Origin of the sequence: Niameybacter sp. (genome assembly GCF_036655075.1) — a bacterium.
GTDB lineage: Bacteria > Bacillota > Clostridia > Lachnospirales > Cellulosilyticaceae > Holtiella.
This window is the reverse complement of record NZ_JAVVQU010000029.1, coordinates 19,762-39,314: the sequence shown is the minus strand read 5'-3', so window position 1 is coordinate 39,314 and position 19,553 is coordinate 19,762. Positions and strand designations below refer to the sequence as shown.

At 35.5% G+C, this 19,553-nt stretch carries 16 protein-coding genes; all 16 read left to right on the top strand.

Annotation, left to right across the window (positions count from 1 at the left end; genetic code table 11):
- Positions 1 to 287 precede the first annotated feature (287 nt).
- The 16 genes from RRY75_RS09305 (at position 288) to RRY75_RS09230 (ending at position 19,488) form a co-directional block, all read left to right on the top strand.
- The gene (locus RRY75_RS09305; RefSeq protein WP_332492318.1) at positions 288 to 1,271 is read left to right on the top strand and encodes a diaminopimelate dehydrogenase; all 984 of its coding nucleotides are present in this window, start codon (positions 288 to 290) and stop codon (positions 1,269 to 1,271) included.
- Between the two features lie 154 nt (positions 1,272 to 1,425).
- Entirely contained in the window at positions 1,426 to 2,355 is a 930-nt protein-coding gene (locus RRY75_RS09300) for an alpha/beta hydrolase (RefSeq protein ID WP_332528574.1), read from the top strand.
- 140 nt (positions 2,356 to 2,495) lie between these two features.
- Positions 2,496 to 4,889: an AAA family ATPase gene (locus tag RRY75_RS09295; RefSeq protein ID WP_332527554.1), complete on the top strand. Its 2,394-nt coding sequence runs from the start codon at positions 2,496 to 2,498 to the stop codon at positions 4,887 to 4,889.
- A 137-nt stretch (positions 4,890 to 5,026) separates the two neighbouring features.
- The gene (gene ilvN / locus RRY75_RS09290) at positions 5,027 to 5,515 is read left to right on the top strand and encodes an acetolactate synthase small subunit (RefSeq protein ID WP_332492311.1); all 489 of its coding nucleotides are present in this window, start codon (positions 5,027 to 5,029) and stop codon (positions 5,513 to 5,515) included.
- Positions 5,516 to 5,679: 164 nt separating this feature from the next.
- Positions 5,680 to 7,101, top strand: a complete 1,422-nt coding sequence (rho, locus tag RRY75_RS09285) for a transcription termination factor Rho (RefSeq protein WP_332492309.1) — start codon at positions 5,680 to 5,682, stop codon at positions 7,099 to 7,101.
- 108 nt (positions 7,102 to 7,209) lie between these two features.
- On the top strand, positions 7,210 to 7,407 hold the full coding sequence (gene rpmE / locus RRY75_RS09280) for a 50S ribosomal protein L31 (RefSeq protein WP_053982715.1): 198 nt from the start codon (positions 7,210 to 7,212) through the stop codon (positions 7,405 to 7,407).
- A gap of 94 nt (positions 7,408 to 7,501) precedes the next feature.
- Positions 7,502 to 8,446, top strand: a complete 945-nt coding sequence (locus RRY75_RS09275) for a DUF1385 domain-containing protein (RefSeq protein WP_332492303.1) — start codon at positions 7,502 to 7,504, stop codon at positions 8,444 to 8,446.
- Positions 8,406 to 9,287 carry a peptide chain release factor N(5)-glutamine methyltransferase gene (gene prmC / locus RRY75_RS09270; RefSeq protein ID WP_332492301.1) on the top strand — a complete coding sequence of 294 codons (882 nt, stop codon included), beginning with the start codon at positions 8,406 to 8,408 and terminating at the stop codon, positions 9,285 to 9,287. The genes RRY75_RS09275 and prmC overlap by 41 nt, the downstream gene beginning before the upstream one ends.
- A gap of 19 nt (positions 9,288 to 9,306) precedes the next feature.
- Entirely contained in the window at positions 9,307 to 10,380 is a 1,074-nt protein-coding gene (prfA, locus tag RRY75_RS09265) for a peptide chain release factor 1 (protein WP_332492300.1), read from the top strand.
- 151 nt (positions 10,381 to 10,531) lie between these two features.
- The gene (locus RRY75_RS09260) at positions 10,532 to 13,801 is read left to right on the top strand and encodes a 5'-nucleotidase C-terminal domain-containing protein (RefSeq protein ID WP_332492298.1); all 3,270 of its coding nucleotides are present in this window, start codon (positions 10,532 to 10,534) and stop codon (positions 13,799 to 13,801) included.
- Positions 13,802 to 14,087: 286 nt separating this feature from the next.
- A complete protein-coding gene (locus tag RRY75_RS09255) occupies positions 14,088 to 15,176 on the top strand; it encodes a hypothetical protein (protein ID WP_332492296.1) in 1,089 nt (362 codons plus the stop codon).
- A 102-nt stretch (positions 15,177 to 15,278) separates the two neighbouring features.
- A complete protein-coding gene (locus RRY75_RS09250) occupies positions 15,279 to 15,827 on the top strand; it encodes a DUF4358 domain-containing protein (protein WP_332492294.1) in 549 nt (182 codons plus the stop codon).
- 135 nt (positions 15,828 to 15,962) lie between these two features.
- Positions 15,963 to 16,691, top strand: a complete 729-nt coding sequence (locus RRY75_RS09245; RefSeq protein ID WP_332527552.1) for a ZIP family metal transporter — start codon at positions 15,963 to 15,965, stop codon at positions 16,689 to 16,691.
- A 101-nt stretch (positions 16,692 to 16,792) separates the two neighbouring features.
- Complete coding sequence (locus tag RRY75_RS09240) at positions 16,793 to 18,841, top strand: stalk domain-containing protein (protein ID WP_332492290.1); 2,049 nt, start codon at positions 16,793 to 16,795, stop codon at positions 18,839 to 18,841.
- A gap of 80 nt (positions 18,842 to 18,921) precedes the next feature.
- Positions 18,922 to 19,230: a DUF1540 domain-containing protein gene (locus RRY75_RS09235; RefSeq protein WP_332492288.1), complete on the top strand. Its 309-nt coding sequence runs from the start codon at positions 18,922 to 18,924 to the stop codon at positions 19,228 to 19,230.
- A gap of 69 nt (positions 19,231 to 19,299) precedes the next feature.
- A complete protein-coding gene (locus tag RRY75_RS09230) occupies positions 19,300 to 19,488 on the top strand; it encodes a hypothetical protein (RefSeq protein ID WP_332492286.1) in 189 nt (62 codons plus the stop codon).
- The last annotated feature ends 65 nt before the right edge of the window (positions 19,489 to 19,553 follow it).

Here is a 19,553-nt window from a genome sequence, read left to right as displayed (position 1 = left end):
GAACTTAATATAACAACACTGGCAGAGGATTATCCTCTGTCTTTTAATTTTTATATACAAAAAACGGAGATGTTGCCACAACTAACCTAATTGGTTAATTATGCAACACCCCCATCTTTTTTATAATAAATGATAAGAAAGTAAAAGTATATTGACAAAAAAAGAGAAAAGGTATTATACTATTAGTAGTTTCAAATAGAACTACTAATAATAAAGACATAATAAACAAAGATAAATATAAAAGATACTTTAGAAAACGTAAAGAAAGTTTAAGGAGGATATAAGAGATGATTAAAGTAGGTATAGTAGGATATGGAAACATTGGGCGCGGTGTAGAAGCAGCCATTCATCAAAGTGCAGATATGGAGCTTGTAGCGGTCTTTACAAGAAGAGCACCAGAAACACTACAAATACAATCTTCAACAGCAAAAGTAGAGCATATGGATACATTAGAAAGTTATAAAGGTAAAATCGATATTATGATTTTATGTGGAGGTTCTGCAACAGACCTTCCAGTACAAGGACCAGCTATTGCATGTCATTTCAATACAATTGATAGCTTTGATACGCATGCCAGAATTCCAGAGTACTTTGAAACTGTAAATGCAGTAGCTTGTGAGAATGGTACGACAAGCATCATTTCAGTAGGTTGGGATCCAGGTTTATTCTCAATGATTCGTATGATGTCAGGTGCTATTTTGCCAGTAGGAGAGGATTATACTTTCTGGGGTAAAGGTGTAAGCCAAGGACATTCAGATGCTATAAGACGTGTTAAAGGTGTGAAAAATGGTATTCAGTACACTATTCCTATGGATGAAGCTGTAGAGTGTGTAAGAAAAGGTGAGAATCCACAGCTTGCAACGAAAGACAAACATCTTCGTGAATGTTTCGTAGTTGCTGAAGAAGGGGCAGATTTAGCAGAGATTGAAAATATAATCAAAACAATGCCAAACTATTTTGCAGATTATAATACAATCGTTAACTTCATATCAGAAGAAGAGCTAAAAGCAAACCATACAAAGATGCCACATGGTGGGTTTGTATTTAGAAGTGGTGTGACAGGATTTGAAGAAGAAAGCAAACAAATTATTGAGTTTTCTCTTAAATTAGATAGTAACCCACAATTTACAGCTAATGTACTTGTTGCTTATGCAAGAGCAGCTGTAAGAATGAATCAAGAAGGTATGAAAGGTGCTAAGTCAGTATTTGATGTGCCACTTTCTTATTTATCACCAAAATCTAATATGGAATTAATGAAAGAATTACTATAAGAATTAAAAATAGAGGTGCCTAGGCACCTCTATTTTCATATATACATTGAGGTACCTATAAAATTTATAAGAAAAGCTTTCTTTTTAGTTAACGTAAGATTATAGTATAAGTACCTAAAGTAGAAATGTATTTCAATTGATTGGAGGAAAGAATATGATAAGTGAAAAGTTCACCTTTATTGGAGGAGAAGAATTAATTATACAAGCCTACAAATGGATACCTGAACATACTAAGTGTATTAAAGGTGTGGTCCAAATCTCCCACGGGATGGCAGAAGGTGCACATCGATATACCCATTTGGCACAATATTTAACAGACAACGGTTACATTGTGTATGCACATGACCATAGGGGGCATGGGAAAACGGCAGTAAATCTTGATAAGTTAGGTATATTAGCTAAAGAAGATGGATTTCAGCATCTTGTTTTAGATGTACATAGGTTATCTAAACGCATTCAACTAGAGTACCCCGAGTTGCCTTTATTCTTGTTAGGGCATAGTATGGGATCTTTTGTAACCCAAGAATATATTATGCATTATGGAGAGTGTCTAAGAGGGGTTCTCCTTTCTGGGTCAAATGGAAAACAAGGACCGATAGTAGATTTAGGTCTTTGGATTGCTGGAAGAGAAGTAAGAAAAATAGGTAGAGATACGAAAAGTGTGAAATTAGATAAACTTATTTTTGGAAAGTATAATAAACAGTTTGAGCCTGCTAGAACCCATTTTGACTGGTTATCTAGAGATGAAGAAGAAGTAGATAAATATCTAGCAGATCCATACTGTGGTCGTATTTTTACAGCTGGATTTTTCTATGATTTTTTGTCAGGGATTAAATATGTAGGCAGTTTAAAAAATAAAAAGACTATACCGGAAGACCTACCTATTTTTGTTTTCTCAGGAGACAAAGACCCTGTAGGACGATATGGGAAAGGCATTTTAGATTTAGTAGAGGATTATAAGAAAGTAGGCATACGTCAGGTAACCTATAAGCTATATCCAGGAGGGCGTCATGAGATGTTGAACGAGACCAACCGTGATGAAGTTATGCAAGATATATTAGAGTGGATAGAGAAGCTTATTTAGAGTCTAGCATCTAGAAAAATATTCATAGCAACTTAGAAAATAGCAGAAATGAATAAAGGTGTGAAAAAATGTCAAAATAACACGAAAATTGTAAAGCATATAAGCCTTCCTGAATATAGTGTAATTATGGGGGGGTCACTATGAAGAATAACTTAGAACTTACGTGGGAAGAACTCAAAATCCCATATCCTACTAAAGGCTTTAATTTTGTAACCACAGATGAAATAAAGGCGGATGAAAGTATAGTCGATCAAGAAAATGCGCTTGCAACACTTGAATTTGGTTTGCAACTAGGTGCAAAAGGTTATAACATGTACGTTTCAGGAAATGATCAAAAAACAATATTTGATTATATGCTTGGAAGACTACAAGAAAAGGCTAATCAACGTAATGTGCCACCAGATATGTGTTATATTTACAATTTTGAAAGCCCTTCCACACCTAAGGTTATTTGGCTGCATCCAGGAGATGGCATGCGCTTTAAAAATGATATGAAAGAATTTAGACAATTTCTTATAAATGAATTGAGTGACAGACTAGATAGTATAGAAGCCGAGAAAAAAAGGCATAAGCTAATTGATGAATTAGATGATAAAAAAGAAGAAATTTTATTAGAACTAAAGCAGTATGCTAAGACAACAGGATTTCAAGTTAAGTTGACAGAAGATGGAATAGGATTCATCCCTTTAGATCTAGAGGGAGAACCACTTTCGATGGAATCCTATGACAAACTTGAAAATAGTGAAAAACATGTTATTGAGGATAGTCTTGAAAAACTGAGTGAGTTCTCAGAAAATGTATTGAATGAAGTCAAGGATGTTGAAAAACTTTATGAACAGTATATGGATGATGTTGATGAAAATATTATCTTAAATGAGGTAGGGTATTATATCAAACATTTAAAAGAGCAGTATGGAAGATACAATAAGGTTAATCAATACCTAGATGATATTATGAATGATATCTTAGAAGATATAAAGATATTTTCAAGTAGTGGAAATGGAGAAAACCAAGAAATTAAAAGTATATTTCCAGGGATTGGGAATAGTGGAATAACAGATAAGGTTAATCACTATAACGTCAATGTGTTGATTAATAATGAGCAACTAGAAGGTGCACCTATTGTTACATCACGTGATTTGAACCATGGTAGGCTGATAGGAAGAATGCATATTGATACGGAAGTTTCCTCAAGTCATGCAGACTTTAACCAAATTACAGCAGGTATGCTTCACCAAGCTAATGGGGGGTATTTGTTGCTCTATGTAAAAGACCTTTTGGATTATCCAGGAGCATTTGACTTGATTAGAAGAACTTTAAAAACAGGAGAAGTGAGTCTAGAAAGTATAGGTGGAACGAATAGTATTAACACAATAGGTCTTACACCAGAAGCTATTCCTGTAAATTTTAAGGTTATTTTAGTGGGTGACTATGAAATTTATCATTTACTGACAGAGATGGACTTAAGTTTTAAGGAACTTTTTAAGATTAATATAGATTTTAAAGAGACGATTACAAGTGATGAACTTTCTATAATGAATATGGCAAGTCAGATTCGAGCGCTTTGTGACAAAGAGGAATTGCCACCTGTAACGTATGAAGGTGTTTTGCAACTCGTAGAGTACAGTCATCGTTTGGCAGAGAGTCAAGATAAGATGAGTGCGAATCTCCAGCCCATGATGGACTTGGTGAGAGAAGCGAGTGTATTTGCCCAAGGAGAGATTACAAAAGAGAATGTCGTCAAAGCTAGGCAGATGAAAATGCTTTTTAAAGATACTTTGCAGAAGAATATAGAGGAAAAGTATGCCAAGAATATTTTTCTTGTGGATGTAGCGGGAAAGAAAGTAGGGCAAATCAATGGTTTAGCAGTATATGAAGTCGGCGATTTTGCTTTTGGCAGGCCTGTTAGAATTACAGCAACCACCTACAGGGGGAAGAGTGGTGTTGTCGATATTGAAGGGGCTGTTGGATTAAGCGGTAGTATTCATTCAAAGGGCGTTCAAATTATTACAGGTTTTCTTGGAAATCACTTTGCTCAAAACTACCCACTCTCTTTATGTGGGAAAATTTGCTTTGAACAAAGTTATGGGGGAGTAGATGGAGACAGTGCATCAAGTGCGGAGCTCTATGCTATTTTATCAAGCTTATCAGAAGTACCGCTTAAACAGGGTATAGCTGTCACAGGTTCCATTAACCAATATGGGCAGATTCAACCTGTAGGGGGAATTAATGATAAGATAGAAGGATTTTATAGGGTATGCAAACAAAAAGGTTTAACTGGAAAACAGGGTGTTATGATTCCGGACCAGAATAAAAGTGATCTGGTGTTGGATGAAGAAGTCATTAAAGCAGTAGAACAAGGTAAATTCCATATTTATGCTATCACCTCATTTAAAGAAGGAATCGAAGTTTTGACAGGAGTATCGGCAACTCAGGTTGAAGAGCGCGTAGCGCTTAAACTTAAAAAGTATAGTATAGATAATGTTGAGAAGGTCTCCAGACTTAAGATGAAAAAGAATAGTAAACTTAAATGATGTAAGTGATCAGTGCTTAATAAAGGGCCTAAGAAATAACTTAGGCCTTTTCGCTGTGAAATAAAAAGAAAATAATAGTAAAAAAAATAAACAATATGTTATAATAGTCTGTATAATTCTAAAGGGGGAGTAGTCAGATGAAAAATACTATTATTTCAGTGCTTGCAGAAAATAACTATGGCGTAGTTGCACGTATAGCAGGTCTTTTTACTAGAAGAGGATTTAACTTAAATAGTTTCGCGGGGGAAGAGACCCATGAGAAACAAATTTCTAGAATTACGATTTCAGTGACAGAAGATGAAAATTCTATTTATCAAATTCAGCAACAAGTAGAAAAGTTAATAGATATAAAAAAGGTTAAAGTATTAGATGCAAAAAAGGATATTATTCGTGAGTTGGCAATTATTAAAGTAGCACTTAAACCAGAATTATGCAGTAAAATTAAAGAGTTAACAGAGCAGTATAGTGTAAAAGTTGTAGATATTGACACCGAGGTTGTTGTATTTGAAATCTGTAATAGTAAAGATATGATTGATGCTTTTATAGATAAAGTAAGAGATTATGAAATTATTGAAAGTGTGAGAACAGGTGTGATTGCATTACAAAGAGGTAATCAGCATATATAAGCGTAAGAATAGGGTTGGAGCAAAATGGTGCGACAGCCCTTTTGACATGAAAGTTAAAAAGTTTTGAAAAAATGTGAGCATATGAGGAGAAATGACCTTGTAAATAGGTCATTAAATATGCTACACTAAATAAAAATAATAGAAAACAAAGGAGCTAGTATTGAATGGATACAATTCAAAGCATGACATTAGCTCAGTTAAGAGACCTTGCAAAAGAGAAGGGGCACAAAAATATTAGTAAGCTTAAGAAAGCTGAAGTAATTAGTCTCCTTATGTCTAATGATTCTAATCAAGTTATCCCATCTTTAACTTACCAATCTGAATCTGTTCCAGAGCAAACTGAAATTTTAATAAATCCAATGGTAGATACAAACCTATCTGATGTATTAAGCGAAGACGAAGCAATTGATGAAACTGAAAATATTATAGAAGATGATGGAGAAGAGGCACTCAAGTTAAGTCGTATAGAACGTATGACAGGTGCTGGTATCTTAGAAATCATGCCGGATGGATATGGTTTTTTACGTGCCCGTAACTTTATGCGCGGAGATAATGATATTTACTTATCTATTTCACAAATTCGTAGATTCAATCTTAAGACAGGTGACTGGATTGAGGGAGACATGCGTAAGCCTAAAGAAGGTGAAAAGGCAGGTGCCCTATTATATGTACACAAAGTGAATGGTGACCGCCCTGAAAAAGCTAAGTATAGACCAAACTTTGAGACACTTACACCAGTATTTCCTAAACAAAGATTGTCTTTAGAATATGATAAAAGTGTACTTTCAACACGTATGATTGACCTGATTGCACCAATAGGAAGAGGTCAAAGAGGGCTTATTGTAGCGCCACCTAAAGCAGGGAAGACAGTACTCTTAAAGCATATTGCTAATGCGATTACACATAATCACAAGGATGTCTCACTTATTGTACTTCTTATAGACGAAAGACCTGAAGAAGTAACAGACATTAGAAGAAGTATAGAAGGACAAGATGTACAAGTAGTAGCATCAACTTTTGATGAACCACCCGAACATCATAAGCAGGTAGTGGAAATGGTACTAGAGCGTGCAAAACGTATGGTAGAACAAGGGAAAGATCTTGTCATTTTACTAGATAGTATTACAAGGATGGCAAGGGCATATAACTTGACAATTCCACCAAGTGGTCGTACTTTATCAGGAGGACTTGATCCAGCTGCACTGCATATGCCAAAGAAATTTTTTGGTGCAGCAAGAAAGATAGAAAATGGCGGAAGCTTAACTATCTTAGGCACAGCACTTGTTGAAACAGGAAGTAAGATGGATGAAGTTATTTTTGAAGAATTTAAAGGTACTGGAAATATGGAACTTGTTTTAGATCGTTCACTTTCAGAACGTAGGATTTTCCCAGCTATTGATATTTATAAATCTGGAACAAGAAGAGATGATCTACTTTTAACACCAGATGAAGCTAATGTTGCATATAGTATTAGAAGAGAGATGTCAAGAGGAAGTTCTGCAGAAGTGGCGGAAGGCTTAATTGGTAAGATGCTTAAGTACTCAACCAATGCATTTTTTGTTGAAAAAATGAAGCAAATACCATAGGAATAGCCTTGCAATTTAAAAATAGACATGATATAATACCAATGTTGTCATAATAGTATTGTTAACGTTTGAATTAACATAGAAAAAACGATGAAAGAGGTGAATCTCATGAATAAAGAAATCCAACCAAAATACGAAGAACTTGAAGTTGTATGTAACTGTGGGAACACAATTAAAACACGTTCAACTAAATCAGATATTCGCGTAGAAGTTTGCTCAAATTGTCATCCTTTCTACACTGGTAAACAAAGAGCTGCACAAGCTAAAGGTAGAATTGATAAATTCAACAAAAAATACAACGTTTAATAATCGTAAACGAGAGGGGTTGAGAGGATGGTCTCAACTCTTTTTTTTTATTTTTATAGCTTAATCTATAGTTTTTAAAATGAGGAGGTGCGATATGGCAAGAACAGATATTGGTGGCCAAGCAGTGATTGAAGGCGTTATGATGAAGGGTAGAAAAATCTACGCTGTAGCTGTAAGAAAGCCAGATGAAGAAATTGTAGTAGATGTACAAGATACAAAAAGTATTTTAGACAGATATAAAATACTAAGATGGCCTATACTAAGAGGTGTAGCTGTGTTTATTGAGTCACTTACGCTTGGCGTCAAGACTTTAAGTTATTCTGCAGAAATCTTTGGAGATGATGATGAGTTAGAAGAAAGTAAGTTTGAAAAGTGGCTTATGGAGAAGTTAGGTGATAAGGCTGAGAAAGTTCTAATCAGTTTTACCATGTGCATTTCTTTTGTCCTTGCAATTGGTATTTTTATGATTTTACCAATGCTTATAAGCACCTTATTTAAAAGCTTTATTCCCTCATCTTTTGTACTCAACTTAGTAGAAGGTGCATTTAGAATTGCGATTTTCCTAGGCTATATGAAACTTGTAACATGTATGAAAGATATTCAACGTACATTCCAATACCATGGAGCAGAGCATAAAACGATTAATTGTATAGAAAAAGAGCAAGAACTAACCGTAGAAAATGTAAGAAAATGTTCTAGACTACATAAAAGCTGTGGAACAAGTTTCTTATTTGTAGTTATGATTGTAAGTATTTTAGTGTTTAGCTTATTTACGACTAACAATTTATGGTTAAGAATGGTAGTACGTATTGTCATGGTCCCTGTTGTAGCGGGTATTTCCTATGAATTTATCAGATGGGCTAGAAAAGCGGATGAAAATAAGCTTGCTGGTCTTTTAAGTAAACCTGGTATGTGGCTTCAAAAGTCATTTACAACACTTGAGCCTGATGATAAACAAATAGAAGTAGCGATTGCTGCAGTTAAAGGAGTTTTAGACAATGAGGATAGAGAAGAACCAGCTAAAAAATGTAACTGTTAATCAGCTTATGGCTATGGGGAGAGATATTCTCCTTAGCTATAATAAGTTAGATGCAGCAATTGATGCAAGGTTACTTGCCTTGCATGTACTTCAGTGTAACACAGCTGAACTCATTATGCATGGCAATGAGAAAATAGCCGAACACTTAAAAGAGTCTTATATGTATATGATTGCAAGACGTGCACAAGGGACACCACTTCAGTATATTACCAATAGCCAAGAATTTATGGGGTTAGAGTTTTACGTTGATGAGCGCGTACTTATTCCAAGACAAGATACAGAAACACTGGTTGAAACGATTATTGAATATAGTAAGAAACATGTGTTACAGCAGGCTGTAGAGATAGGCACTGGTTCTGGATGCATTAGTGTGGCGCTTGCACATTATATAAAGAATCTTCATATAACAAGTATGGATATATGTGAGAATGCTTTAGATGTAGCCCGTAAAAATGTACAAGCACATCAATTAGAAGATTATATTACACTCGCAAATAGTGATGTATTTAAAGCGTATGATGGAGAAGAAGAAAGTCTAGATATGATAGTGTCTAATCCACCTTATATTACTTTTGAAGAGTGTAAGGGGCTTATGCAAGAAGTAAAGGAATATGAGCCACGTAAAGCCTTGACAGATGGAGGCGATGGGCTTAAGTTTTATCGTGAAATTACTAGAGAAGGCAAAAAGTATTTAAAACAAAATGGACTTTTGGCCTATGAAATAGGTTATTTACAAGGAAAAGATGTATGTGCTATCTTAGAACAAGAAGGTTTTACACAGATTAAACTTATACAAGACTTAGCACAACGTGACCGTGTTGTTATAGGTACTAAAATATAAATAATAATGAGGTGGATGAATGTTTGATCAGCTAGAAGATCTAGTACAAAAATTTGAAGACATAGGTGAGATGATCAGTGATCCAACAGTTATTGCAGACCAAGATAGATGGCAAAAACTGATGAAAGAACATAGTGATTTAAGACCTATCGTAGAAAAGTATATAGAGTATAAAGAGACATTAGCAGCTATTGAAGATGCACTCGCAATGCTCGATGACAAGTTGGATGATGATTTTAGAGAACTTGTAAAAGAAGAACTTAATGATAATAAAAAACGTGTTGAACCACTTGAAAATGAAATTAAGTTACTACTTCTTCCCAAAGATCCTAACGATGACAAAAACGTTATTGTAGAAATTCGTGGGGGTGCAGGTGGAGATGAAGCTGCATTATTCGCAGCTGACCTTTATCGTATGTACAACCGTTATGCTGAACGACAAAAATGGAAAACAGAGCTAATGGAAGTCAATGAAAGTGGTATTGGTGGCTTCAAAGAAGTTATCTTTATGATTAAAGGACAAGGTGTTTACTCTAAGCTTAAATATGAGAGTGGTGTACACCGTGTACAACGTATCCCATCAACAGAATCAGGTGGGCGTATCCATACATCAACTGTTACAGTAGCTATCCTTGCAGAAGCAGAAGAAGTAGATGTAGAACTTAACTTAAGTGATGTACGTATTGACGTATTTAGAGCATCTGGTAATGGTGGTCAGTGTGTTAATACAACAGACTCAGCTGTACGTGCAACACACCTTCCAACTGGACTTTCTGTATCTTGCCAAGATGAAAAGTCACAGCTTAAAAATAAAGAAAAAGCACTTAAAGTACTTCGTGCTAGACTTTATGACATGGAACAGGCTAGACAGCATGCTGAAATGGCAGCAGAGAAGAAAAGCCAAGTAGGTACAGGAGACCGTAGTGAACGTATCCGTACTTACAACTTTCCACAAGGGCGTGTAACAGACCATAGAGTAGGTCTTACACTTCATAGATTAGATTCTATCCTTGATGGAGATATAGAAGAAATCGTTGATACACTTACAACTGTAGACCAAACAGAAAAGCTTAAGCTTGTAACAAACGAATAATATAAAAAGAGGGTATTGCACTAGGGTGCAGTATCCTCTTTTTATATTATGAATTTATTATTAAATATGTTACAAATAAAATGATTTTTATGACTACACGGTAATATATATAGTGTGTAGGACTATAACTTCATAATATCGGGGGTAGAAAATGAAAAAGGGTACAAGGAAGGGGCTCAGCTGTTTATTGGCTTTGATTATGGTTTTTGCCATGAGTATGCCAGCTTATGTAAAAGCAGCACCAGCTAATGAAGAGGTTAAAATTACAATACTAGGAACCAGTGACATGCATGGCAATCTGACAAGTTACGTCTATGAGGCGGGAAAAGACTATGAAAATAGTGGATTTGCTAGAACCGCAACACTTGTCAAAGAGACACGTAGCGAAAATCCTAATACACTCGTGATTGATAATGGGGATACCATTCAAGGGACTATTATGACAGACGACTTATATAATGCAGATTTATCTAAGCCTAATCCAGTGATGGATATGATGAACTACATGGGTTATGATAGTATGACATTAGGGAACCATGAATTTAACTTTGGTGTTTCTTTAATTAAGAAACTTCAAAAAGAAGCGAATTTCCCTCTTTTATCCGCTAATATTTATAACAAGGGGACCAGTGAAAACTTTGTTACACCTTATATTGTAAAAGAATTTGAAGGTGTGAAGGTAGGAGTTCTAGGGTTAACTGTACCATCTATACCTAGTTGGGATGCTAACAAAGAAGGTATCAAAGATTTAGAATTCAAACATATGGCTGATGAAGCTGAAAAATATGTAAAAATCTTAAAAGAAGAAGAAAAAGTAGATGTGATTGTAGCTACAGCGCATGCAGGCCTCCGGTCAAGACATGAAGAAGATGGTGGAGATGCAGCTCAATTAGTAGCAGAAAGATGTCCAGAGATAGATGTATTCTTAATAGGCCATGATCATATGACAGTGAATGAAAACATTAATGGTGTGCTTGTAGCTGCACCTTACAAAGATAGAGAAGTTGTCCGTTTTGATATCACAGTGAAGGCAAATGGGACAGCGTATGAAGTGGTAGATAAAAAGACAACAATTTTAAAACTGGAAGGATATGCAGCAGATGAAGGTGCTACACAAGTAGCAGCACCTTATGACAAAGAAACCAGGGCATTCTTAGAAAATACAATAGGTGTGGCAACAGAAGATTTTCATCCTGCATCAGAAGTTCAAGGGATTCCAGAAGCACAAGTTAGAGATACAGGATTAATTGACCTAATCAATCAAGTCCAATTAGAGGTAACAGGTGCAGATGTAGCAGCAGCGGCACTTTTTAAACCAACTGCCAACTTACCTAAAGGGGATTTGAACTTTGCAAATGTATTTGATATTTATCAATATGCCAACACTTTAGTAGGAATAGAAGTAACGGGCAAAGAACTTAAAAATTATATGGAATGGTCTGTAGCTTACTACAATACCTTCAAACCAGGAGATTTAACGATTAGTTTTAATCCGAATATCCGTGGTTATGGCTATGATATGTTCCAAGGTGTAGATTATACTGTGGATATTAGTCAACCAGTAGGTAGCCGTATTAAAGATGTTATATACAAGGGTGAGCCTTTAGCAGATGACACAGTGCTTAAACTGGCAATCAATGATTATCGTTATAGCGGTATTGGACCAAGTGGTGAAAAAGTTATAAGTGGGACACCTTATTTCACCTCAGATCCTAAAGCACTTAGAACTTATGTCAAAGAGCATATTGAGAAGGAAAAAACAATTACACCAGTAGCTGATAACAATTGGAAGGTGGTAGGAACAGATTGGAATTTGGAACTTAGAAAAATTGCTGTAGAAGCGATTAACAATGGAACACTTACACTTCCAACATCAGCAGATGGGAGAACAGTTAATGTGAGTGCTATTACAGAACTTGACCTTATCAATGCAGGATTACATCCAACCTATACAGACTTTATGACAATCATACATACGAATGATACTCATACAAGAATTGAAGAAAGTGCAAATGATGGAATGGGCTTTGCCAAGGTAGCAGACAAAGTAAATCAAGTAAGAACAAGATATGGAAAAGATCATGTATTACTCTTAGATGGTGGAGATACACTTCATGGTTTACCACTTATCACATCAACTAAAGGTGAGGCAATGACAAAAGTTATGAATGCATTGGGGTATGATGCAATGACAGCAGGAAATCATGATTTTAACTATGGATATGAAAGACTTTTAGCGTTAGATGAGCTCTTGGAGTTTCCAGTGCTTAGTGCAAATGTCAAGAAAGGTCAAGATAATGTCTTAACGCCCTATATCATTAAAGAAGTAAGTGGAAAGAAAGTCGCCATCTTTGGATTATCAACCCCAGATACAATGATTATGACACATCCCAAAAATGTAGAAGGACTTACTTTTGAAGATCCAAGTCAAGTAGCTCAAAAAATGGTAGATGAACTTAAGGGTCAAGCAGATATTATTATTGCAATATGCCATTTAGGGTTAGATAGCAATAGTTCTATTACAAGTGAAAAAGTAGCAGAAAATGTAAAGGGTATTGATATTATTGTAGATGGACATAGTCATACAGCCTTGCCAGAAGGTAAAGTTGTAAATGATACTTTAATTGTTCAAACAGGAGAATACACAAAGAACTTAGGTCAAGTAAATATTCTTATTAAAGCAGATGGCACATTTGATAAGGTTCCGATGCATCTTACAAAAGCAGATAGTGCATCTTTAATACCAGATAAGGCTGTAACAGAATTAATCAAAGAACTTAAAACACACTTTGATGTAGTAACAGAAGAAGTTGTTGGTACAACACCTGTTAGACTTGAAGGAGAAAGAGAATGTGTTAGAACAGGTGAAACAAACTTAGGAAACCTTATTACCAATGCACTTCTTGAAGCAACAGGTGCAGATGTCGCCCTTACAAATGGTGGTGGTATTCGTGCTTCTATCGATGCAGGAGATATTACCAAGAAAGAAGTTATTACTGTACTTCCATTTGGAAACTATGGTGTGATGATTGAAGCAACAGGAGAAGAACTTAAAGCAGCGTTAGAAGTAGGTACAACTAAGTATCCAGAAGCTCATGGTGCATTCTCACATGTAGCAGGTATGAGCTATACGTTTGACCCAGCTAGGCCAGTGGGTAGCCGTGTAGAAGCAATTTTAGTAGGTGGTAAACCTATTGATTTGAATAAGACGTATAAGTTAGCAACTAACGACTTTATCGCAGCAGGTGGAGATGGCTATGCTATGTTCAAAGACAATAAATCATTAGGTGAATACTCTGCACTTGATGAACTTGTTATTGAATATTTAAGTAAAAAAGGTACAGAAGGCATTGAAGTAAGTGGTAGAATTACACCTATCCTTACACCAGCTGAAGGGATAGAGTTAAAACCTGCAGCATAATGAAAGTAAATGTGTAAGTAGAATAATGCATACTCTAAAAAGCTATAAAACTAATGTAAATCTTTAGTTTTATAGCTTTTTGCTCGTGGGCTAATAGATATTAATGATGTGCCATCTATAGTATATGTGCGATAATCTTGATAGGTAAAAGTGAATATTCATACGTAGAATACAGACTGGATTTGAAATAGAATAAAAATGTAATGATAATGCAAGAATAAAAGTTTGTTGCACGCTATAAATAGAATAAGTAGGTTAATATTGGAGGGAATATAGGAGGCATAGAATGAGACAGAAAATAAGGTGGGTAGGCATAGGCATTTTAAGTGTGATCATATGCGTAATACTAGGATTTGGTGTGCGTGCGATGGGCATTCAAAGGGAAATAAATGATGAAATAGAGTGGATGTATGAAGATGTTATGCTCAAGCAAAGTATTCGAATCATGAATACACCTCAAGTGATACAAAAGGAGACCTGTGGGTATGCAACAATAGAATGGATGACAAGTTACTTAGGAAAAACTTTAACAGAAAATGAAATTTTATTAGAAAATGAAGGGGAAATTACAACCAGTTCCACTACAGGATTCCAAGAAGAATTACAAAAAAGAGTGGGTGACGCTTATGAGGTGACTATGCTGAGCCATGTTAGGAACGAAAAAATTATAAAAAGTATTCATGAGAGTCTTAGAAAGGGGATGCCTGTACCTATCAGTTTTGAGGCGATAGATCATAGGAATAGACCAGCCTATACACTATACTTTTCAGTTGTGACTGGAATGTCTTTAGAGGATGATGAGGTGTATGTTTCTAATGTATATGGGTATGAAGAAGTCTATAGTATAGAATCATTTTTACAGCGTTTGAAGTTTGAGAATGAAGCCTTACCTACGCCTATCAAGATAGGTAAATTCTTTGGTCTATTTGATCCTAATACTATTTATATTGTGCAACCTAAGGATGAAGAGGATTTTAAGAATCTAGTAAAGACAGATATAGTATCCAACCTGTCACTTACCCTTACACCTACTTATGAAAGACCTGAAGAACAATTGAAAAAGCTTAATAGTATATTTATAAAGGGGTTAGGGTCTGGAGAATATGTCATAGTAGAGGTAGATGGGGTATTGCAAGATGTACAACTTGTAAAGCTTGAATGGGATGAGACACAAAAAGAAGTAGTTGAAGGAGAAGTCTTAAAAGATATAGGAACAGTAATAGATACAACACTTATAGTAGAAACAAAGTTTGTAGAAGGAGTACCTGTGGAGCGGCTTAAGTGGACAACATTAGAGGGACAGCAAGGATACTATACGATGGTGGAGGATGGAAAAGAAGGTTTGCAGATGAAAAAGTGGGAACCAGAAGAATAAAGATGAAAATAATAAGATAAAGATTATGGGAACTTTATTGGAACGCGCCTCGTCTAATGTTGTAAATAAAACAAATACATTTTAAAATAAGGGGCGTTTACTATGAAAATAAATAAAAAATTAATGGCGATTATGATGACTTTAGCAATTGGAGGAGCACTTGTAGGATGTAGTGTTGGAGATAAACCAGCAGTAAGCCCAGACCAAGAAGTAACCACACCAGAAGTGACACCGGAGGAAGAAGGAACACCTGAAGGAGGAGAAGTTGAATCTGCATTAAAAGCAGATATTACAACAATGACAGAAGGTCTTGAACTTCCAATGATGAATGCCATGATGGAAGATATGTTTAAAGACACATATGGTATTGATACAAACTTACTTAAAGATTATTACGTAGATATGCCAATGATGATGGTACACTCAACAGAAATTGCTATCTTTGAATTAAATGATGAAGCAGATGCTGATAAAATCATGGAAGGCATTGAAAAAAGACAACAATTTTTAGCAGATCAATGGCAAACATACTTACCAGACCAATATGAACTTGTACAAAACTACAAAACAGCTGTAAAAGGGGATAAAATACTCTTTGTAGTAAGTGAGTATGCAGATAAAATTGTAGAAAACTTCAATGCAATGAACTAGTCAATCGCTTTTAAGACAGTCATAAGTAACAAAGGAGCATAAATGAAGCATGGCTTAATTTATGCTCCTTTGTTTTAGATTCAAGTTCTAAATTGGGCTATCTCCTCCATAAAATAAGTAGAGGAGGTGGACAAGATGAACGTTTGGAATATGATGTTACTGGCATTTGCGGCAGAAGGTTTAGGTGTGCTAATAGGGATAGTACTCTACTACCTATTTAATATTAAAAGTCAGAGAGTAATAGGGATGCTATTTGGTATCACATCAGGTATTATGATTGCAATGATTTGTTTTGATGTGTTGCCACATGCAACCCAAGAGGGAGAAACTATATTGATGGTCATAGGTGTAGCCATCGGTATATTGATTGGCCTATTTTTAGAGGACTTAACAGATTTATTAGGTAATGGGATAGGTGGCAAGAAGAGTAAAGGGGTACAGACTGGGATTATGTTATTACTAGGCATTGCTATACATAATATACCAGAAGGTATTGCAATGGGAACTTTAGGCGCAGCCTCACCAGAAACAATTATGCAGTTTGCATTTGTTATCTGTATACATAGTATACCAGAAGCTATTGCTGTAGCTATTCCTCTAAAGGCGGCTAAAATACCTATGAAGGTGGTATGGGGTATTCCTGTGGTTCTTGGTGCCATTATGGGAATAGGCGGAGGTATAGGGTTTATGATGAGTCAAGTAGCCCATAACTTTGTAACAGTAATACTAGGTTTAGCAGCAGGAATTATCCTTTATATTGTATGTGAAGAGCTTATTCCTGAAGCACGTAAAATATGGAATGGTCGCATGACAACGGTAGCAACCATTATAGGAATTATTTTAGGTATGCTTCTAATTGGATAATATTACATTTTAACTACAATTTTTTTGTAATGACATGACCTATATAAAAATATGATAAACTGTTTTATAAAGAAACAAGGTAAGACAAAAGGAGAGCATGAATGAAAGCTAAATATTTACTAATGAGTATTTTAGTAGGCGCTTGCGTATGGACAATACCAGCTTTTGCAACACAGCCTATAGAATATGTACATAACAGTTATAATGAACTTGTAAAAGAAATAGATATTGATTTAAAACATAGTCCAACTATACGCAATTTTAATGATACCTACTATATTTCTACAGATTTTATAAAAACTTATATATCAGGAGCTAGCTTAAGTTGGGATAGTGCTACTAAGGAAACTAAAGTAAGCCTAGAAGGCAAAGTCTATAGTTTTAAAGCAGAAGATAAAGTCATTAGTGGTATAGGGATAGACTATCCTTTAAGCACTCCTGTCCTTGTAAGAGATAGCAAGACGTGGGTACCTATGAAAGCTTTTATGCAAGCAATAGGTGGAGATGCAGAGTATAATCCTACAACGAGAACAATGAAAGTACAATTACCGCTTATAGAAGTTGAAAGATTGAATACACCACCTGTAGCAAATTTTGAGTTTGAGGCAGAATCCTATATAGAAGGACAGGACTTTAACGTTATAGAGAAAAGTACAGATCCAGATGGTCATCTATTGACAGACAAAAAATGGAAAATAGAAGGACAAACTACAGAATATAAAAGCTTTAATGAACTTAAAAAGCACTTGCAAGTAGGAACCAATACCATTAGTTTAAAGGTGAAAGATAGCCTGGATAGATGGGGTGAATGGACAAGTAAAACAGTTGTAATTGAAGCCAATCAAGCACCAGTGATTACAAAAATTACAACAGATAAGAGTTCTTACAGTCAAGGAGAGCCTATTCTATTTGGCGATTATGAGTATGAAAATGAGTCATGGGAACAAATTGTAGAAGAGAAGTGGACTTATAGGGCGATGGATCAAGCAGAGGGTCAACTTCAAGAAAACAAACCCTATAAGCTCTTTACAGAAGGTAAATACCAAGTCACTTTACAAGTAAAAGATAGTTTTGGTAAATGGAGTGTGCCTTATAGCATGGAGCTTCTAGTAACAGATGAAGTGATTCAAAGTGAGTTGATGTATCGCTTTACAGAAGGAGAAACGGGAGATATTCTAGAAAACTACAAAAGCTTCAACTTCCAAGAGTTTGAAGCGGTTATTCCAAGTCGTGCAACTTATACAGGGGCTACCCTCCTTATGAGTAACTCGCCAGAATCTGTAGGTTCTAAGGGGGTTTTATATGAAGATACCTTCCAAGGTGAAGGGAGAATATTATACCATCACAAAAATAATTCTACCGATGATAGTAAGAAGCGATTTGTTATCTTGATGGAAAATACAAACACATTTCCGATTAAAGTTGTAAACATGAATGAAAGTCACAAAGGACCTTCAACAGATGTTTTATATTTAGGTCAACAAGTGACTCAAGACATCTTGGGACAAGGCTATGAGAAGCAATATACGTTAGAACCAGGCGAAAAGCGTTATTTATATGATACAGATAAGCGTAATTGGTATACTGGGCAAACGATTTCAGGCATGATCGATTTATATTCTCAAAGTCCATTAAAAGTGACAATTGCTATGGTAGGCGACCAAACAGAGTTTAAGCATTTAGAAGGCTTAAGTTATTTACCACATGATGGGGTGCATACAAGAGGGACCTTCCCGAATGCAGACCGTTATTACTCAGTGGAAATTGATAATAAACAGCCTTATAAATTGATGCTAGGACTACCTTCGGGAGACATTGAGCAACCTATTACAGGTTATGATGCCTTAACAGGTAAGGATGTGATCAACAAAGGGAACTATGGTGTGAAATATCATATTCAAATTCAAACAGAAGAAAATACAGGGATTTTATTAAATCCAAGAGGAAATATCTTCAAAGGTGCAGTAGGCTGGGTAAATGGGCGTAGTTTTGCAGCACCAAGTGGACATTTAAATGGTGGAAAAAATGCTGTAACTATTGGGACAGTAGAGCCAGGCAAGAAGAAGGAACTTCTTTATATGTTGCCAAATGGTTCTTCAGCACCCGTACTAATCTGTTTTATACCGGAAAACATGTGGAATAAATATTAAAAAATAATCGAATAAAAATCCTCCGAAGTGTAAGAATAAGAGTGTATTTCAAACTCTATTAACATCAAGGAGGATTTTTCATGCCAAAATTAAATTGTGGTGTAAATAACTGTGCTCATAACGCAGAAAGTTGTTGTTGTTTAAGTAATGTTAAAGTAGATGGTTCTTCAAATACAGACCAATCTAGTGGAACATGTTGTAACAGCTTTGCAGAAGGAGGCGCAAATAACTGTACAGGTACACCAGAAGCGAACTCAGAAATTAATTGTGAAGCAATGAACTGTGCACATAATGAAGGCTGTAGATGTTGTGCGGATAGTATTCAAGTAGCTGGAAATGGTGCATGCAACTGTGGTGATACAGAATGTAGTAGCTTCTGTAAAAAATAGTTAGTATAAGGTTGGACAATAGACACATACTAAACCCGTTCACAAAATACATCGTAGGAGGACTTGATTATGAAAAATGCAAATAACTCAAGTTATAATAAAGCATCAAACTGTGGTAGTTGTGCAACAGATTGTGGAAGTGGAACAAATAAAGTAACTAATAACGTGGTCGCAAGTGCAACTTATGATGAAACAACAGACTGTAGTGGTGGATGTAGCGGTGGCGGATGTGGTTGTGGTAAAGGCAAAACTAAATAAAAAGTAAAAGGCCAAAAAGAGAACAAACATTCTCTTTTTGGCTTTTTCTTTTTGTCTACATAGTG